Annotated in this window: 16 protein-coding genes and 1 pseudogene; 10 read left to right on the plus strand and 7 right to left on the minus strand. The window is 63.7% G+C overall.

The features are described from left to right. Positions 1 to 13 precede the first annotated feature (13 nt). The 3 genes from NKH38_RS08675 to NKH38_RS08685 form a co-directional block, all read right to left on the minus strand. The gene (locus tag NKH38_RS08675) at positions 14 to 832 is read right to left on the minus strand and encodes an energy transducer TonB family protein (RefSeq protein ID WP_352763494.1); all 819 of its coding nucleotides are present in this window, start codon (positions 830 to 832) and stop codon (positions 14 to 16) included. A 274-nt stretch (positions 833 to 1,106) separates the two neighbouring features. Further along, positions 1,107 to 1,541, minus strand: coding sequence for a hypothetical protein (locus NKH38_RS08680; RefSeq protein ID WP_023730718.1), 435 nt, complete (start codon positions 1,539 to 1,541; stop codon positions 1,107 to 1,109). Positions 1,542 to 1,546: 5 nt separating this feature from the next. After that, the gene (locus tag NKH38_RS08685) at positions 1,547 to 3,682 is read right to left on the minus strand and encodes a TonB-dependent hemoglobin/transferrin/lactoferrin family receptor (protein WP_352763496.1); all 2,136 of its coding nucleotides are present in this window, start codon (positions 3,680 to 3,682) and stop codon (positions 1,547 to 1,549) included. 271 nt (positions 3,683 to 3,953) lie between these two features. Here NKH38_RS08685 and hemP point away from each other — a divergent pair, with 271 nt between their 5' ends. The 5 genes and pseudogenes from hemP to NKH38_RS08710 all read left to right on the plus strand — a co-directional run bounded on the left by hemP (position 3,954) and on the right by NKH38_RS08710 (position 8,064). Next, a complete protein-coding gene (gene hemP / locus NKH38_RS08690) occupies positions 3,954 to 4,160 on the plus strand; it encodes a hemin uptake protein HemP (RefSeq protein WP_023673860.1) in 207 nt (68 codons plus the stop codon). 36 nt (positions 4,161 to 4,196) lie between these two features. Next, the gene (locus NKH38_RS08695) at positions 4,197 to 5,267 is read left to right on the plus strand and encodes a hemin-degrading factor (protein ID WP_352763499.1); all 1,071 of its coding nucleotides are present in this window, start codon (positions 4,197 to 4,199) and stop codon (positions 5,265 to 5,267) included. Next, on the plus strand, positions 5,264 to 6,151 hold the full coding sequence (locus NKH38_RS08700) for a heme/hemin ABC transporter substrate-binding protein (RefSeq protein WP_023730721.1): 888 nt from the start codon (positions 5,264 to 5,266) through the stop codon (positions 6,149 to 6,151). The genes NKH38_RS08695 and NKH38_RS08700 overlap by 4 nt, the downstream gene beginning before the upstream one ends. 4 nt (positions 6,152 to 6,155) lie before the next feature. Further along, on the plus strand, positions 6,156 to 7,250 hold the full coding sequence (locus tag NKH38_RS08705) for a FecCD family ABC transporter permease (protein WP_352763502.1): 1,095 nt from the start codon (positions 6,156 to 6,158) through the stop codon (positions 7,248 to 7,250). A 23-nt stretch (positions 7,251 to 7,273) separates the two neighbouring features. Then, a pseudogene (locus NKH38_RS08710) lies at positions 7,274 to 8,064 on the plus strand (heme ABC transporter ATP-binding protein). A gap of 10 nt (positions 8,065 to 8,074) precedes the next feature. Here the strand turns inward: NKH38_RS08710 and rirA are convergent. Beyond that, positions 8,075 to 8,536, minus strand: coding sequence for an iron-responsive transcriptional regulator RirA (gene rirA / locus NKH38_RS08715; RefSeq protein WP_023672640.1), 462 nt, complete (start codon positions 8,534 to 8,536; stop codon positions 8,075 to 8,077). 295 nt (positions 8,537 to 8,831) lie between these two features. Here rirA and NKH38_RS08720 point away from each other — a divergent pair, with 295 nt between their 5' ends. From NKH38_RS08720 to NKH38_RS08730, 3 genes are all read left to right on the plus strand, one after another. Next, positions 8,832 to 10,127: a DUF445 domain-containing protein gene (locus tag NKH38_RS08720; RefSeq protein WP_352763504.1), complete on the plus strand. Its 1,296-nt coding sequence runs from the start codon at positions 8,832 to 8,834 to the stop codon at positions 10,125 to 10,127. 107 nt (positions 10,128 to 10,234) lie between these two features. Continuing rightward, entirely contained in the window at positions 10,235 to 10,657 is a 423-nt protein-coding gene (locus tag NKH38_RS08725; protein WP_023672638.1) for a phasin family protein, read from the plus strand. Positions 10,658 to 10,817: 160 nt separating this feature from the next. Continuing rightward, the gene (locus NKH38_RS08730; RefSeq protein ID WP_023710737.1) at positions 10,818 to 11,315 is read left to right on the plus strand and encodes a MaoC family dehydratase; all 498 of its coding nucleotides are present in this window, start codon (positions 10,818 to 10,820) and stop codon (positions 11,313 to 11,315) included. 14 nt (positions 11,316 to 11,329) lie between these two features. Here NKH38_RS08730 and NKH38_RS08735 read toward each other — a convergent pair whose 3' ends face one another. Further along, the gene (locus NKH38_RS08735) at positions 11,330 to 12,802 is read right to left on the minus strand and encodes an MFS transporter (protein ID WP_352763506.1); all 1,473 of its coding nucleotides are present in this window, start codon (positions 12,800 to 12,802) and stop codon (positions 11,330 to 11,332) included. Positions 12,803 to 12,933: 131 nt separating this feature from the next. Between NKH38_RS08735 and NKH38_RS08740 the strand changes: the two genes are divergently transcribed. Then, complete coding sequence (locus NKH38_RS08740; protein WP_352763508.1) at positions 12,934 to 13,827, plus strand: LysR family transcriptional regulator; 894 nt, start codon at positions 12,934 to 12,936, stop codon at positions 13,825 to 13,827. Positions 13,828 to 13,831: 4 nt separating this feature from the next. On the opposite strand, the gene NKH38_RS08745 is transcribed toward NKH38_RS08740, so the two are convergent. After that, complete coding sequence (locus NKH38_RS08745) at positions 13,832 to 15,250, minus strand: aminotransferase-like domain-containing protein (protein ID WP_352763510.1); 1,419 nt, start codon at positions 15,248 to 15,250, stop codon at positions 13,832 to 13,834. A 106-nt stretch (positions 15,251 to 15,356) separates the two neighbouring features. Between NKH38_RS08745 and NKH38_RS08750 the strand changes: the two genes are divergently transcribed. Next, positions 15,357 to 16,220, plus strand: a complete 864-nt coding sequence (locus NKH38_RS08750) for a DMT family transporter (protein ID WP_352763512.1) — start codon at positions 15,357 to 15,359, stop codon at positions 16,218 to 16,220. Between the two features lie 20 nt (positions 16,221 to 16,240). On the opposite strand, the gene NKH38_RS08755 is transcribed toward NKH38_RS08750, so the two are convergent. Next, a complete protein-coding gene (locus NKH38_RS08755; protein ID WP_352763514.1) occupies positions 16,241 to 16,822 on the minus strand; it encodes a hypothetical protein in 582 nt (193 codons plus the stop codon). Positions 16,823 to 16,928: the final 106 nt, after the last annotated feature.

The following is a 16,928-nucleotide window of genomic DNA, read 5'->3' on the forward strand; positions in this document are numbered from 1 at the left end:
GTCTACGAGCTGGTTAAAACGGACCGATCCGCGCCCTGAACACCCAACTTGATAATCCGGTCTCAGGTGGAATGGGCGGGAACGGCGCTTGCTGGCGCACCAGTTTCAAAGCGAATTGGTCTAGCTCGGCAGACCCTGAACTTTCGACAAGCTGCAAGTCGCTGACGCTGCCGTCGGCCATGACGACGAAATAGACCCTGGCATTGTTGCGAGCCTTGGCTTGAACCGCCTTCGAAACGTGGCGGTTGGCGCGGACAAGCTTGTTCTGAACTTCAACGCTGTAGCCGGATTCCATCGAATTGCCCGCCGCGCTCTGTTTTCCGCCTTTGCTGGCAACCGCCGTTGCCTCGCGCTCCTCGCCATCTGCCGTGCCGCCAGTCTCTCCCGATATTGGTGCGCCCGATATTGATGTACTTGGCCTCGGGCTTGGGACTGGTGGCCTCGCGGCAGGCAATTCAACGGCAGGCTCATTGGCGGGAGACGCCTCCGAACTCTGCGTTTGAACCGGTGACGGTGCAGGCGTCTCAGCCTCCGGGGCGACACTTTGATCATCCGGGATGGCGGCCGTTGGTGCATCGGGAGCGACGGTTGCCTGCTTGGCAGATTCCGGCGCAGATTTGGGCGCCGCCGGCTCCTCTACGGCTTGAGGCGCCTCGGTTTGCGGCGTGGGTTGGACGGGCTTGGCCGGCTGCGGATCGGTTACCAGGGTAACATCCACCGCGTCGGGTACCGGGTTTTGCAAAGCGGTGCCGAGGACGTCGGCGCCTGATCGATCGGCGCCTTCGGCCTGTATTGCCTTCCCGGTATCGAATGTCCCGGCGGGTGCGACCATGAACGCCGCTGCGGCAGCGGCATGGAGCAGGCAGGACGCGACGATCGCCACAGTCCATTTGCGGTCCGCGGCCGCCGGCTGTACGAGCTCGTCCACAGTTATCGCCGGTTCGCTGCCGGCGTCGAGGAGGGGGGTGATGTCCTGCATGGTTCGCGGCGAGACCTGCCGCCAGCGGGGTGGGATTGTCAAATCAAGATCGGTTGCCGGCCATAACGGAGGGCCGGAGACAGGCCGCGCCGGAATATCTTGCAGGAAGGCGGGATGCAGACCCACCTCAAACGCCGAATGCGATACCGGTCTTGGTCTGCGTCTTCAGGCCGCGCATGCAGGCGCCCGGTTCGACGCCGGCGCATTCGGTGGCGCTGTTGATCAGCACGCGGCTGAGTTTGGTGCAGTCGGTGCCGGCGAGGTCGAAGCGGATCACCTTGGTCTTGCCGGCCGGCAGGTCCTTGAAGTCGAGCACGCTCAGGCGGTCGACCACGCCGGCCTCGTTGAACAGCGCGATTTCGAAAGCCGCCTTGGACAGATCGGCGCCGAGCGCATTGTTGACGACGAAGGTCAGCCGGCAACCCTTGTCCGAGGGCTGCACGGCATTGAGCTCGAGGCTGAGTTGCGGAGCCGGCGCGGACTGAGCCCACGCCGGCATCAAGCCAAGCGACTTCGCCAGCGTCGAGGTCAGGAGCCGAAGCGATGCCGTCAAACTTGTCATGGGTGTCAGCCTCCAAAGCGCATGGTCGCGGCCAGCTTCAGCGTGATGCCGGGTTCATAGATGACGGCGGTGGTGCCGCCGTTCAGCGGGTTGGTGTATTTGACGTCGAACAAATTGTCGGCGCGGAAGTCCACCTTCAGATTGTCGGTGGCCTGGTAACTGGCGAAGGCGTTGACCAGAGTATAATCCTTGGCCACGGGGTTGCCCTTCGGCTTGCCGTTGTACTGCACCTCGCCGCCGACGGTCAGCTTGTCCTGAAGGAAGCGGAAGCCGAGCTGCCCGGTGACCTGCGAGGACGGGATGGTGGCAAGGTCGGCCCGCTCGCCTTCATCGGAGATGGTGTGGCCGTTGTTGATCGAGGCCGACAGCCCGGCATAACCCCAGGCGGCATCGTAGACGCTTTCCAGTTCGAAGCCGTTGATCTTGGCCTGGGCGACGTTCTGGTACTGGAAGCAGATCGGAATGCCGGGGCCGAACGGGCAGCCGCTGGTCGGGTCGAATGCCGACAGCGTGACGCCTTCGATGTAGTCGTCGACATCGTTGTGGAAGTAGCCGGCCTTGAGCCGGAACGCGTCGCCAGCCTCGATAAGGTCGTTCAGCTTGTAGTTGACGCCGAACTCGGTGGTCTTGCCGGTTTCAGGCCGCAGGTTTGGGTTGGGCAGGAACGGGAAGGTGACGCCTGCCGGATGGTTGCCGCTGATCAGCGTTTCGGTCAGTGACGGCGAGCGGTAGCCTTCCGCATAGGTGCCGTAGAACTGCAGGCCCGCAAGGCTGGCGCTTTCGAAGGGCGAGACGCCAACGGTGATGCGCGGCGACAGACGATCACCTGACGTTTCATTGTCGGAATCCTCCAGGCTGTAATTGTCGTAACGCAGGCCGGTGATGATCTCGAGCCAGTCCCAGGTCAGCTTGTCCTGGATGTAGGCGCCCGAGACGTTGCGCTTACCCGACGGCGTGTAGAAGGAGTCGCCGCCCGACGTGCCGCCGGTCTCGACAATGTCGCCCGCCCAGTCGCCGCCATAGGTCAGCTCGTGCGAGATACCGGCGGTTTCGAAGCGCGACGTGTTCCAGATGTCGATGCCGGTGGTGCCGACATCGAAAGTCGACATCGATCCTGCCGGCAGCACGACGGGAAGACCAGTGACTGGATCGAACCTGTTTTGCGGCGCCAGCGTCGTCAGGTCCAGATTGGTCTTGTTGTAGGAGGCGTTGATGTGGAGATCGAGCCAGCTCCTGGCGTCGTCGGTGATGTTGTAGCGGGCGGTGAAGGTGTTCGACTTCACGTCGACGTCGTTGGCCGGCACGCCGCCGCTGGTTTCCGTCCAGCCGTCGCTCGAGCCGACCCAGCCGAGCTTCAATTCGCTGTTCTCGCTCAGGCGGATTGTGGTCTTGAGCAGGCCGCTCAGCACGTCGAAACCGGTACCGGCGACGGTGTCGCCGCTGCCATTCTTGTAGTCGCCGTAGTCGCGGTAGACGATGTTGCCCAGCACATCCAAATCGTCGTTGAATTTGTAGGCGCCGCTGGCGCTGGTGGTCCAGCCCTTGCCGTTGCTTTCATAGCGCCCGGTGACGGAGCCGGCCCAGGTTTCGCCCGGTCTGAGGAAATCCACCGCATCCTTGGTGTCGAAGAAGACGACGCCGCCAATGGCGCCGGAGCCATAGGTGTTGGCGACCGGTCCGCGGATGACATCGACGGATTTGATGAGCTCGGGATCGACATAGAAGGTCGACTGCGTGCCGTGGTCGGAGCGCTGGAAATTCTGCCTGGCGCCGTCGACGATGACGGCGACGCGACCGAAATCCTGCAGGCCGCGGATGTTGATGCTGGAGCTGACGCGTCGCGCATCGGCCTGCACGGCGACACCAGGCACACCGAGCAGCATTTCGCTCGGCGTCGTCGCCATGCGGCGGTCGAGCTGTTCCTGGTCGACATGGCTGGCCGAGGCAAGCGATTCGATCGCCGTCTCGCCGGTGCGGCTGATGACGAGGATCTTGTCGAGCAGCGTTGCGCCGGCAGGGGCGGCCTTGGTGTCTTCAGCTTTCCTGGCCGGATCAGCCTGCTGCTGGTCGGCGGCCGGCTGAGCGCTGGCCGGCGATGGCAGCAGCGCGATCGTCGCTGCCCCCGCAAGCAAGGCTGCCATTGCCTTTGCCATAGGCCGATGCACCGGATCGGCGTTCGCCAGACCCAGTCGTCCACAATTTCCCAAGCCCATGCCCCAACTCCAAAATTCCAGGTTCGATGCTGGCTGGCTTGGCGCTCGCTGGCTTTTTTCATTCCGTCCGGCGTCTTAAATATTGACTCATTTAGTCCGGTATTGCACTGACTAATAAACATGATGATTCAAGTCAAGAAATGAATCGGCATTTGCAACGCCTAGCCAGTTGCCCGGCACAGGAAAGGGATCGAAAGAGATGAACACCCACAATCCCAACGACTTCCGTTACCGCGTCCGCCGTTCCGAGGAGACGCCGACCCGCTTCGACCGGGTGCCGCTGGCGGTGCGGACGCTGTCCTCCAACACGCTGTTCCAGGGCGAGCACGAGATTGGCATCGAGCACCATGGCGCGCTCTATCGGCTGAAGATCACCCGCCAGGGCAAGCTCATCCTCAACAAGTGACGAAACGACCAAACACGGCAGACAGGTAAGCAGGACATGGACCAGCGCGCAAAACCCGCCCCGCATGAAATCCGGCGGGCGCGGACAGACAATCCGAAAGCGCGCGAGCGCGATCTTGCCGCCGAGCTCGGTATTTCCGAGGCCGAGCTGGTGGCCGCGCATTGCGGCGACGGCGTCGTGCGCGTCGAGCCCAGGGTCAACGATCTGCTGACCGGCCTCGATGCCGTTGGCGAAGTGATGGCACTGACCCGCAACGAAAGCGCGGTGCACGAGAAGATCGGCGTCTACGACAAGGTTGTCACAGGTGCGCACAATGCCATGGTACTGGGCGAAAACATCGACCTGCGCATTTTTCCCAAAGTCTGGGCGCATGGCTTTGCCGTGGAAAAGCGCGACGGTGGCGACATCCGCCGCAGCCTGCAATTCTTCGACGCGGCCGGCGATGCGGTGCACAAGGTGCATCTGCGGCCGGCGTCCAATCTCTATGCCTACCAGAAACTCGTGGCCGCACTCGAATCGCCGAACCAGGAGGCGACCGTGTCTATCGCAGGCCTGGCCGACGACGACGCGGAGACGTCGGGCGTTGCCGCAGACACCGACGATCTGCGTGACCGCTGGAGCCGGCTGACCGACGTCCACCAGTTCTTTGGCATGTTGAAAACGCTGAAGCTCACCCGCCACCAGGCCATGCGCATGGTCGGCCAGGACTATGCCTGGCTGCTCGACAATGATGCCATCGGCGCCATGTTCCACCATGCCGCCGACGGCATGCCGATCATGTGTTTTGTCGGAAACCGAGGCTGCATCCAGATCCATTCCGGTCCCGTCAAGTCGATCAAGCCGATGGGGCCGTGGATCAACGTGATGGACGAGACGTTCCACCTGCATCTGCGCACCGACCACATCCAGGAGGCGTGGGCGGTGCGCAAACCGACCAAGGACGGTCATGTCACCTCGCTCGAAGCCTATGGCGCCGACGGCAAGATGATCATCCAGTTCTTCGGCGAGCGCCATGAAGGCGAGGGCGAGCGCGACGACTGGCGGTTCCTCGCCGAAAATCTGCCGCGCATTCCAAGCCCGACCGCTGCCTTAGGACCACGACGATGATTTCACTGTTGCGTTCGGCGCTTCCTCCGGTCGTGGGTCTTTCGTTGGTTCTTGCCATCTCTCCGGCGCCGGCCAGCGAGAATGTGGCCATGTTCGCCGACACGTCGCGGATCGCGGCGGTCGGCGGCTCGATCACAGAGATCGTCTACGCGCTTGGCGAAGAGGGCCACTTGGTCGCTCGCGATTCGACCAGCCGCTATCCCGCCGCCGCGGTCGCGCTGCCCGACGTCGGCTATATGCGCCAGCTGTCGCCGGAAGGTGTGCTTTCGGTCAACCCGTCCGGCATTCTGGCGCTGCATGGCAGCGGGCCGAAGGAAGCGGTCGATGTGCTGAAAAAGTCGAGCGTCCCGTTCATCGACGTGCCCGAGCACTACAGCCATGACGGCATCCTGGAAAAGATCCGCATCGTCGGCAAGGCGCTCGGCGTCGATGCCAAGGCCGAGAAACTTGTGGCCGAGACCGACGCCAAGCTGAAGGCGGCCGAGAAGCAGACGGCGTCGATCAAGCAGCGCAAGCGCATCCTGTTCGTGCTGTCGATCCAGGGCGGCAAGATCCTGGCCGCCGGCACCGACACCGCCGGCGACGGCATCATCAAGCTCGCCGGTGCGGTCAACGCCGTCGAAGGTTTTTCCGGCTACAAGCAGATGTCCGACGAGGCCATCGTAACCGCCAGGCCGGACGTGATCCTGGCCATGAAGAATGCCGGCCCGCCGATTGCGGAGGCCGAGCTGTTCGCCATCCCGTCGATCACCTCGACGCCGGCGGGTGAAGGCCGCAAACTGATCCTGATGGATGGCAGCTATCTGCTCGGCTTCGGGCCGCGCACGGCCGATGCCATCCACGATCTGGCCGCCTCGCTCTATGGCAGCCAGGTCACGGACTGAGCCGATGGTGGATCAGTCGATCGCCGGCGCGGCGGGCAAGATGGCCGAGGGCGATCGTTCCGGGCGCGCGCGCCTGGTTATTTTGCTCCTGTACGTAGCCCTTGCCCTTTCGCTGTTCCTGTCTCTGAGGTCGGGCGCTTCCGATGCATCGGCCGTCGGTGTCATTCGTGACTGGCTAACCGGCGCCGTGCCGGCCGACGCCGCGCTTGGCGCCCGCGACCGGCTGATCGTCTACGACATCCGCATGCCGCGCGTGCTGCTCGGCGTGCTGATCGGTGCGGCGCTGGCCGTATCGGGCGCGGTCATGCAGGGCCTGTTTCGCAATCCGCTCGCCGATCCCGGCCTGATCGGCGTTTCAGCCGGTTCCAGCCTCGGCGCCGTCGCCGTCATCGTGCTCGGCACAACATGGCTGGCGCCGCTCACTTTGGCGCTCGGCGGCATGGCCTTGCCGCTCGCCGCTTTCTGCGGCGGCCTTGCGGTCACGCTGGTGCTCTACCGCGTCGCCACGTGGCAGGGGCGCACCTCGGTCGCCACCATGCTGCTTGCCGGCATTGCGCTCGCAGCCCTTGCCATGGCGCTGACCGGTATCCTGATGTTCATTGCCGACGACCGGCAGTTGCGCGACCTGACCTTCTGGCAGCTGGGCTCGCTTGGCGGCGCGACCTGGCCGAAGATCGCTTCCGTCGGGCCGATCATCGTGCTGGCGCTTGCGGCAATGCCGTTCCTGGCCAAAGGCCTCAACGCCCTGGCGCTCGGCGAGGCGACGGCCGGACATCTCGGCATCCCGGTACAGCGGCTGAAATACACCGCGATCGTCGGCGTCTCGGCAGCGGTCGGCGCCTCTGTCGCAGTCAGCGGAGGCATCGGTTTTGTCGGCATCGTCGTGCCGCATCTCTTGCGGCTGCTGATCGGTCCGGACAATCGCTATCTCTTGCCGGCATCGGCGCTGCTCGGCGCCTCCATGCTGCTGATCGCCGATGCCGTTGCCCGCGTGGTCGTGGCCCCGGCCGAACTGCCGATCGGCATCGTCACCGCGATCGCCGGCGCACCGTTCTTCCTCTGGATCCTGCTGCGCAAGCGCGGCGTAATCGACTTGTGAGATTTGAAACCTATGAGGCCGGCATGATCGAAGCACGCGATGTCTCGGTAGCGATCGGCGGCAAGCGCATTGTTGCCAATGTCGATTTCGTCGCGCGGCCGGGCGAAATTGCGGCAATCGTCGGACCCAACGGCTCGGGCAAGACGACGTTTTTGAAGGCGTTGTCGGGCGATCTGGCGTTTGTGGGGACAGTGGCCGTTAACGGGCGCGATCTCACGGCGATGAGGCCGGTGGAGGCCGCCACCGTGCGTGCCGTGCTGCCGCAGGCCGCGACGCTGTCCTTTCCCTTCACCGTGCACGAAGTGGTCAGGCTCGGCCTTATCGGCGGCCGTTCCGGCGTTCTGCCGGGCGAAGATGATCGTCTGCCCGAGCGGGCGCTGGCGCGGGTCGACCTCGACGGCTTTGCCGGCCGTTTCTATCAGGAGCTTTCGGGCGGCGAACAACAGCGTGTGCAGCTGGCGCGCGTGCTGTGCCAGGTCTGGGCGCCGGTGCTGGACGGCAAGCCGCGCTATCTCTATCTCGACGAGCCGGTCTCCAGCCTCGATATCAAGCACCAGCTGATCATCATGAACATCGCCCGCGATTTCGCCCGGCGCGGCGGCGGTGTGATCGCCATCCTGCACGACCTCAATCTGACGGCCATGTATGCCGACCGGATTTTCGCCATGCATCGCGGCCGGCTCGCCGCCGACGGTTCACCGCAGGAGGTGCTGAGCGACGATCTGATCGAAAAGGTGTTCGATTGTCGGCTAAGGGGGTCGGTGTGTTGCCGGCGGCGAACATGCCGTTCGTCTTGCCGCAGTCAGCCGCCTAAACTAGAAAACTCAGGCGGCCGGAGCTCGCTGGACCAGCATGTCGATGCCGAGCAAATGACGCACATTCGGGCGCGCCGCCACCATATCGGCGATAGTGTAGCGGGAGAGTACGGCAAAGAAGGCGTTGAGCGCCTCGCGCAGCGCCGAATTCAGCTGGCAGCTGTCGACCAGCGGGCATTCGGCGGCGTCGTTCTCGAAGCATTCGGCCATGGCAAAGCTCTCTTCGGTCACCCGTACGACGTCGAACAGGCTGATCTGCTCGGCGGGGCGGCCGATCCTCACGCCGCCATTCCTGCCGCGTACTGTCTCGACCAGGCCATGCTCGACCAGCGGCTGCAGGATCTTGAACAGGAAAAGCTCCGACACCGAATAGGCGGCCGCAATCTCGGGGATGCGGCTCAGGCGATCGTTGTTGGCGGCGCAATACATCAGGATGCGCATGGCGTAGTTGGTCTGGCGCGTCAGCCGCATTTCATTCCTCACCCGAGTGCTGGCGCGTTGGAACTGCACCAGATTTTAGATTGTGCTGGTGCGGCTTTCTCACCCGGAGTTTCGGATTCGCCCACACTGGCCTGATCGGAATATGGCCTATACCTTGGAACAATTCCAGACTGGGATTGCATGATAGATGAACATTCTTGTCAACTTTGCGTGCGAAACCGGCAATTCCCGGACGAAATCGGCCCATCCGATCATGCTACGGGCCCAAACACCCCCTAAATAGCCCATGCCAGATAGCCAAGAGATCGATGAGGAGCGGCGTATCATGTCCCAATCGGCTTCGTCCCTGGCGCCTGGCGGTTTTGATGCCGAGACGGGCGCCAAGCTTTTCGCGTTGCGGCGGACAAAGTTCCTCGCCACGGCTGCGCTGGTGCTTTGCGTCGTGGTTTTTGCCGTGGCCAAATCGTTCGAGGCCAAGTATCCGTGGCTGGGCTTCGTGGCGGCCTTCGCCGAGGCGGCGACCATTGGCGGCCTGGCCGACTGGTACGCGGTGGTGGCGCTGTTCAAGCGGCCGCTGGGCCTGCCGATCCCGCACACCGCCATCATCCCAGCGAACCAGAACCGCATCGCCGACAATCTGGGCCGCTTCATCGAGGTCAATTTTCTGGCGCCGGAGCCGGTGCGGAAAAAGCTGGCCGAGGTCGATTTTGCAGCACTCGTCGCCGACTGGCTGACTGACGCCGAACGCTCTGCCGGCCTGTCGCGCTTCGTCGTACGGCTGGTCCCGCAGACGCTTGCGGCGATCGAGCAATCCGGCCTGCGCGGCTTCGTCACCAGCCGCATGCTGGAGCAGATCGACAAGGTGCCGCTGGCGCCGCTCGCGGCCGAATTGCTGTCGGCACTGACCGACGACCGCCGCCACCAGAAACTCTTCGACGAATTCACCAGGGTGATCGGCCGGTTCCTGAACGATGAAGAGGCGCTGGCGACCATGCGCGAGAAAATCCGCGAGGAATTGCCGTCGCTGTTCAACCTGTTCAGAGCCGACGCCTATCTGCTGAAGAAGATCGTCGCTTCTGCCGGTTCGCTGCTTGACGAGGTGCGGGCCGATCCCGACCATCGGATGCGCGCCGAATTCGACCGTTTCGCGCACAGCTTCATCGAGCGGCTCAGAACCTCGAAGCAATACGCCAAACGGGCCGAGAAGCTGAAGCGCGATTTCCTGGCGCGGCCGGAAGTGAAGTCGCTCGCCGGCGACATGTGGCAGAGCCTCAGCGTGTTCATCGAACAGGACGCCAAGGCGGAGAATTCGATTGTTCGCGCGCATCTCGCCAACATGTTCGTCGAGGTCGGCCGTCATCTCTCAGGCGATCCGCAGATCAGGGCCGACATGAACCAGGGCTTTGTCGTGGCGCTGTCGTCATTCGTCGAGAGCCAGAACAGCGGTGTGTCGACGTTCATCGCCGATCAGGTCAAGCGCTGGGACCTTGCCCAGCTGACGAGGCTGATCGAGATGAACATCGGCAGGGACCTGCAATATATCCGCTTCAATGGCATGATTATTGGCGGCCTGGCCGGTCTCGTGCTCTACACGGCGGAGAGGCTGTTTCTCGCTGGCTGATGCTGCATTTGCCGCTGAATTGCTTGGGCGTCCGAATGGACACACGGCGCGCGAGTGCTATTGTCCAGAACAGGGTTCAGCATTTGCGACACTGGGGAGCACGAGCAATGGCCAAACAACCCGACTCCGATTCGTTCCTGGACATGTTCAGCCGGTTCGGCCGTGACCTGAAGGTGCCGAATGTCGAGGCGATCCTCGCGCATCATCGCAAGAACCTCGAGGCCCTGGAAAGATCGGCGCGGGCGGGAGCTGCCGGCGCGACCTCATTGTTGTCCAGACAGCGCGAGATGCTGCAGGACACGCTGCGTGAAGTCAGCGACATGGCGCAGAGCTACAAGGCGCCGGGCAATCCCCAGGAACTGATGACAAAACAGGCGGAGTTCGCCAGGAAATCCTTCGAAGCCGCCCTGAAAAATGCCGGCGAAGTGGCCGAGCTGGTCAAGAAATCCGGCACCGAATCGATCGAAATCCTGCGCAGCCGCATCAAGGAAGCGATGGAGGAAATCCGCTCGGGCTATGACAAGAAGTAACTCTCAACGCAACCATGAGAGGAGTGGGCCGGTTGCGGCGCATGAGCATGGACGAGGGACGCTGTTTGGCGGAAAATGGCGGAACGGAATCGCAACGGGCGAATTGACAGGAGCCGTCCGTTCGTGGTCCGAGGCACTGGGAGCCACCGGGAAAGCAGGAATGACGGAACTACGGCCGAAAACGCCGCCGACCTTCGAGCAGTTAAGGGCGATGGCCGGGCAGGAGCTCGGCGTGTCGGAATGGACGACCGTCGACCAGAACCGCATCAACCAGTTTGCCGAATGCACAGGCGACCATCAGTGGATTCACGTCGATCCGGAGCGGGCGAAGCGGCAGAGCCCATTTCGCACCACGATCGCGCATGGCTATCTGACGCTGTCGATCATCGGCGCGCTGGCGCTGGGCATGGGCATCGTCCCCGAAAATACGCAAGCCGCCTTCAATTACGGCTTCGACAAGGTGCGGTTCCTGGCGCCCGTCAGGGTCGGCGCACGCATCCGGTTGCGCACGACGCTGTTGTCGGTGGAGGACAAAGGGCCGGGCCAGTATCTGATGAAGGCCGCCAACACTGTCGAGATCGAGGGCGAACAGAGGCCGGCTCTGACCGCCGAAACGCTGGTCATGCTTTATGAGCAGCGCAAGCGGGCGGGAGCGTAAGCTCCCATCTTCGGTCATGATGGCTGTTGCCGCACCGACAGCCTGCCGCCGGCGCGGGTCGAGAGCAGTGCCAGCAACAGCGCAGCCACCGCCAGGACCGTTGCCGTCTGAAAGGTAACCTGCATGCCGTGCGCGGCTGCCGCTGAGGTCAGCATGTCCTGGCTTTGCCGTTCTCCCGTCGAGGCAGCCGCAAAAATGGCGCCCATAAGCGATGCGCCGGTGATCAGGCCGAGATTGCGCGACAGATTGAGCAGGCCGGACACCACGCCGCGCTCGCCGGCAGCGACACCGCTCATGACGGCGGCATTGTTGGATGTCTGGAACAGGGCGTACCCGAAGCAGGTGGCGGCGATCGGCACGATATAGCTGACAATGCCGAGTCTTGTTGCGGCGAGCGACAAAAGCAAGGTGCCGTTGACCAGGCCGAATAGTCCGGCGATCATCATCCTGTTGGTACCGAAGCGATCGGTGAGGCGGCCGGCGATAAGCGCCGAGAGCGCGGAGACCAGCGGACCTGTCGACAGGACCACGCCGACCATCGCAGCATTGAGCCCCAGCCCTCGCGACAAATAGAACGGAGCGACCACCAGGGTCGCCATCATCACGGTGGCGACAACGAGGTTCGCGGCGAGGCTGGCGCTGAGCCGGATGTCGTACAACCGGGCAAGCCGGATCAAGGGACTTTTCGCCTTCGTCTGCGCAACGCCGAACAGAACGACGCCGATGCCGGCGGCCACCAGGAGGCCGATGTTGAGGGCGCCGAAATGGCCGCGGCCGAGCGTCATGGCCAATGCATAGGCGGCCAGCGTCAGGGCCAGCAAGACCGTCCCGATCGCATCGAAGCTGTTTTGAGCTGCTTCCGCAGTCTTGTCGCGGGCAGGCAGGGCCAGCGAGGCGAGGGCAAAGGTCAGGAGGCCGAGCGGCACATTGACGAGGAAGATCGCCCGCCAGCCGAAGCCGGCGATCAGCAAGCCGCCAAGCGAGGGGCCGAGCGTCGTGCCGATTGCCGACATGGCGCCGAGCAGGCCCATGGCGCTGCCGGTTCTCTCCTTGGTCACGGTCTCCGCGACAAAGGCCAGCGTCAGCGCCATCATCAGCGCGGCACCCAGCCCTTGCACGGCGCGCGCCGCGATCAGCAGCCAGAGCGTCGGCGCTAGGCCGCAGAGCACCGAGGCCAGTGTGAACAGCGCGATGCCGCCGAGCAGCAACGGCCGGCGGCCGACCATGTCAGCCAGGCGCCCGGCGCTGACGATCAGGGCGGTGATGGCGAGCAGATAGGCGAGAACCACCCATTGCACGGACTGGAACGGCGCACCGAACGCCTGCATGAGGGAAGGCAGTCCGACGCTGGCAATGCTGGTTCCAAGCGACGACAGCAGCGTGGCGAGCGACAGGCTGGCCAATGCCAAGACAGGAGAGTGGGCCAGGCCTGCGGACCGGGTGTTCTGCGGCGCCGATGCGCACTCGTTCTGCTCAGCAATTGCCATGGCGATTTCCTCCTTGTCAGTCCCGCAACCGGACCTGTCGGAGATCTAGTCGTCAGGATGGAATGGCGGAAGGCGCATCATTTGCATCTTATTCGTGCGGCAAACGCCATGGCATGTGCTACAATCCGCCGATGGCATCGCCCGATCTCAATCTGCTGTTCGCGCTCGACGTTTTGCTCGCCGAAGGCAGCGTGGCGCGCGCGGCAACCCGGCTGCGGCTCAGCCCTTCGGCGATGAGCCGCACGCTGGCGCGGCTGCGGGAAGCGACCGGCGATCCGCTGCTGGTCCGCGCCGGCCGCGGCCTGGTCCCGACGCCGCGCGCGGAGGCATTGCGGCAGCAGGCCGGCCATGTCGTCCAGGAAGCAGAAACGTTGCTGCGCCCTGCCAGGCCTCTCGATCTCGCAAAGCTGGAACAGATCTTCACGCTGCGCACCAATGAAGGGTTCGTCGAGGAATTCGGGCCGCGTCTTGTCGCCCGCATCCAGGCCGAGGCGCCGGGCGCGCGGCTGCGCTTTGGGCCCAAATCCGACAAGGATGTCGCCTCGCTACGCGACGCGGACATCGACCTCGAAATCGGCGTTGCCGGCGAGGCCGGACCTGAAGTGCTGACACAGGCGCTGTTTCGCGACCGCTCCGTCGGTGCTGTGCGAGCCGGCCACCCTTTGAGTGAAGGCGCGGTAACGCCTGAACGCTACGCGGCCGGCCGCCACATCAGCGTTTCACGGCGGGGTCGGGAAAGAGGGCCGATCGATCAGACTTTGGCGCTGCTCGGCCTGCAGCGAACCGTCATGTGCATGGTCTCCGGCTTTTCGGCTGCACTCGCCATGGCGCGCGCTTCGGACCTTATTGCCAGCGTGCCCGAACAGCACACGCAAGGCGCACGCGCCGGCATGGTCAGCTTTCCGCTGCCGGTCGCCACGGTGGAGGTCACCATCTCGATGCTCTGGCATCCACGGCTCGATGCCGATCCGGCGCAACGCTGGCTGCGAGATTGCGTTCGGGAGGTCTGCGCGGCCTCCCGCTGAGCGCTCAGCGCGCCATTGCCGCCTTGAGCACCCTGAAAATCCGCTCGTCTTGGCATTGGGCAACGTTGAAGCGCAGGAACCGGCTGGCGGTTCCCGACAGGCTGAATGCGTTGCCGGGCGCCAGCACGATGTTGTCGGCCAGCGCGCGGCGTGCCATTTCAGCCGCGTCCACGCCATCCGGCAGGCTGCACCACAGGAACAAGCCGGCCGGTTGGTCGATCCAGGGCGTGATGCCGATGGCCTTCAGGCGCGCGCCCGTCTCGCCCATGGCGCGGGAAAGCCGCGCGCGCAGCAATTCCATGTGCTTGCGGTAGCTGCCGTCCCTAAGCAGCGTCAGCACCAGTTCGGCCGCCAGCCGGCCGCCGCCGAAGGTGGTGGCGATCTTGAGGTCGGTAAGTTGCTCGATCCAGTCGCGTGGTGCCGCGATGAAGCCGCAGCGAACCGACGCCGATAGCGTCTTGGAGAAGCTGCCGATATGGACGACGCGGTTGAGGCCGTCGAACGCCGCCAGCCGAGGCGCTGGGCTGTGCTCGAAATCGGCGAAGATATCGTCCTCGATGATGGTCAGGTCCGACTGGTCGGCGAGCTTCAGCAGCCGGTGCGCGGTCACCGGCGACAGGATCGCGCCGGTCGGGTTGTGGATGGCGGAATTGGTGATGTAGAGGCGCGGCCTGTGCTCGGCGAGCGCCTGCGCGAACAGCTCGATATCCGGCCCCGATGGCGTGTAGGGCACGCTGACCACCTTGGCGCGGTGGGCGCGCAGCAGCGCGTGAAAATTGAAATAGCAGGGGTCGTCGAGCAGCACGGTATCGCCGGGCCCGATCAGAAAGCGGCACAGAAGATCGATGGCCTGCGTGCCCGATTCCGTCAGCATGATCTGTTCGGGCGAGACCTCGATGCCGTGCCCTTCCATGCGCCGTGCCAGCAATTGCCGCAGCGGCGGCAGACCGAGCGGCGTGCCGTAATCGGCAAGGTCGACATCGTCGGCGCGCGCCACCGTGCGCAGCGCCCGGCGCAGGGCGGACTGCGGCATCCACGAGGCCGGCATCCAGCCGCAACCGGGTTTCAGCATCTCGTCGCCGGCTTCCAGCGACTGGCGCGAAACCCACAGCGGATCGATGGCGCGGTCGAGCCGGGGTCCAATCTCGGCCAGCGACAACGGCGCCAGCGATCCGGCGGCATAAAAGCCCGAGCCCGGCCGTGAGCGTATCGCGCCTTCGGCAGCAAGCCGCTCATAGGCTTCGACGACGGTGGATTTGGACACCTGCATGGCTTTGGCGAAGGCGCGGATCGAAGGCAGCCGCGCGCCCGGCGTCAGGCTGCGCGCCGATATCCGCTGGCGGATGGTCGCCATGACAGTTTCCACAAGCGTGGTCGCGACAGGAGGGTGCGCATTGCCAGTTTCCAAAATGAGTTCGGTCATCTGTATTGCTCTGATAGCCATTACAGTTTTGCGGAATTGTACTGCATTGTCTCTGGCTGCACCATAGGCACTTGCCCGATAGAGGGCGAAAGCAATGGAGCCTGGAATGGACAAGACCGCGAGCGGCTGGGCGAACGGATTCATCGGCGTGTTGATCTTCTCAGGCTCGCTGCCGGCGACGCGCGTCGCAGTGGCGGATTTCGATCCGACGTTCCTGACCTCGGCCCGCGCGGCGATTGCCGGACTGCTTGGCCTGGCGATGCTCGTGCTGTTCCAACAGAGGCGCCCGGCGCGCAGCGATTTTCTGTCGCTGGTGATCGTCGCCCTTGGCGTGGTCGTCGGCTTTCCCTTGCTCACCGCGCTGGCGCTCAAGCACGTCACCTCCGCCCATTCCATCATCTTTGTCGGCCTGCTGCCGCTGGCCACCGCGATCTTCGGCGTGCTGCGCGGTGGCGAGCGTCCGCGCCCGGCCTTCTGGCTGTTCTCCTGCATCGGCAGCGCGCTGGTCGCCGGTTTTGCCCTGATGCAAGGCGTGACGGCCTCACCTGTCGGCGACGGCCTGATGCTGGCCGCAATCATCGTCTGCGGATTGGGCTATGCCGAGGGGGCCGCATTGTCGCGCAGGCTGGGCGGCTGGCAGGTGATCTGCTGGGCGCTGGCGATCTCGCTGCCGATCATGCTTGTGCTGACCTTTGCGACGCTGCCGCCATCCTTTGCCGGCGTCGGCTCCGGCGCCTGGGTCGGTCTCGCCTATGTCTCGCTGTTCAGCATGCTGATCGGCTTCGTGTTCTGGTATCGCGGCCTGGCGCAAGGCGGCATCGCCGCGGTCGGGCAGTTGCAACTGCTGCAGCCCTTCTTCGGCCTCGCGCTGGCAGCGACCCTGCTGCACGAGCAGGTCAGCCCGCTGATGGTGGTTGTTACGCTCGGCGTGGTGGCTTGCGTGTTCGGGGCGAAGAAGTTTGCGCGGTGAGAGTGCTGCTGCTGCGCTATTCACTGAAGCGGCTTGCCTATGTACGCCAAACCAGGACATTCGGACGAATCGGCGACTTCCTCGCGATCCTCGTAGCGCTTGACGAATTTGCGCCCCGTCCACTCAAAATCCTGGCGCACGCACACTGGATTTTCGGAAGGTTCCGCCCAAGCAACCCTCATTAACCGACTCCTTACGTAGTACTCCAAGTCCAACTGGTAGCCCCCGGGAATCCAAAAGAGCTGACCGGTGCGTAAATCAACCATGCGTGCGGCAATACATGCATTGCCGCAGTTGACCAGAACGACGGAGAAGTGACCGGCGAAGTCGGCACCACGTTTCATCGCTTCGCGAATATCCGGCTTAACTGCCTGCGCCCAGGAATCATTAGGGTGAATTAGGATGTCCTTCGCAGCCTTCTTTTGAAAAATCTTCGCCGGAAAATCTTCGAACCGCAGAGTGGATTCCTTTGCCGTCTCTGCTTCATTGGATGTCGAGGCGGAGCCCTGACCTGGCGCTTGGGCGTCAGCGACTCCACTCTCTTCCGCCCAGGCACTGAGCGTAGGCCACAGCAACAAAAGACAGAGCAGAAAAAGTCTCATTTCCGGCCTCGGCCAAGAGAATGGATCGCATCAATCTATGCGTGTTCCTTAATCTTTATCAACTCCAGATTGTGAATAGTCCTACGTCGATTGTAAAGCGATTGCG

Source organism: Mesorhizobium sp. M1078 (genome assembly GCF_040318615.1).
GTDB lineage: Bacteria > Pseudomonadota > Alphaproteobacteria > Rhizobiales > Rhizobiaceae > Mesorhizobium.

Excerpts from the sequence above, each read along its gene's own strand:
- NKH38_RS08685 (WP_352763496.1), bottom strand. The coding sequence starts at position 3,682 with ATGGCAGCCTTGCTTGCGGGGGCAGCGACGATCGCGCTGCTGCCATCG.
- NKH38_RS08750 (WP_352763512.1), top strand. The coding sequence starts at position 15,357 with ATGGACAAGACCGCGAGCGGCTGGGCGAACGGATTCATCGGCGTGTTG.
- NKH38_RS08695 (WP_352763499.1), top strand. The coding sequence starts at position 4,197 with ATGGACCAGCGCGCAAAACCCGCCCCGCATGAAATCCGGCGGGCGCGG.
- NKH38_RS08730 (WP_023710737.1), top strand. The coding sequence starts at position 10,818 with ATGACGGAACTACGGCCGAAAACGCCGCCGACCTTCGAGCAGTTAAGG.
- NKH38_RS08735 (WP_352763506.1), bottom strand. The coding sequence starts at position 12,802 with ATGGCAATTGCTGAGCAGAACGAGTGCGCATCGGCGCCGCAGAACACC.
- hemP (WP_023673860.1), top strand. The coding sequence starts at position 3,954 with ATGAACACCCACAATCCCAACGACTTCCGTTACCGCGTCCGCCGTTCC.
- NKH38_RS08745 (WP_352763510.1), bottom strand. The coding sequence starts at position 15,250 with ATGACCGAACTCATTTTGGAAACTGGCAATGCGCACCCTCCTGTCGCG.
- NKH38_RS08740 (WP_352763508.1), top strand. The coding sequence starts at position 12,934 with ATGGCATCGCCCGATCTCAATCTGCTGTTCGCGCTCGACGTTTTGCTC.
- NKH38_RS08675 (WP_352763494.1), bottom strand. The coding sequence starts at position 832 with ATGGTCGCACCCGCCGGGACATTCGATACCGGGAAGGCAATACAGGCC.
- NKH38_RS08755 (WP_352763514.1), bottom strand. The coding sequence starts at position 16,822 with ATGAGACTTTTTCTGCTCTGTCTTTTGTTGCTGTGGCCTACGCTCAGT.
- NKH38_RS08700 (WP_023730721.1), top strand. The coding sequence starts at position 5,264 with ATGATTTCACTGTTGCGTTCGGCGCTTCCTCCGGTCGTGGGTCTTTCG.
- NKH38_RS08705 (WP_352763502.1), top strand. The coding sequence starts at position 6,156 with ATGGTGGATCAGTCGATCGCCGGCGCGGCGGGCAAGATGGCCGAGGGC.
- rirA (WP_023672640.1), bottom strand. The coding sequence starts at position 8,536 with ATGCGGCTGACGCGCCAGACCAACTACGCCATGCGCATCCTGATGTAT.
- NKH38_RS08725 (WP_023672638.1), top strand. The coding sequence starts at position 10,235 with ATGGCCAAACAACCCGACTCCGATTCGTTCCTGGACATGTTCAGCCGG.
- NKH38_RS08720 (WP_352763504.1), top strand. The coding sequence starts at position 8,832 with ATGTCCCAATCGGCTTCGTCCCTGGCGCCTGGCGGTTTTGATGCCGAG.
- NKH38_RS08680 (WP_023730718.1), bottom strand. The coding sequence starts at position 1,541 with ATGACAAGTTTGACGGCATCGCTTCGGCTCCTGACCTCGACGCTGGCG.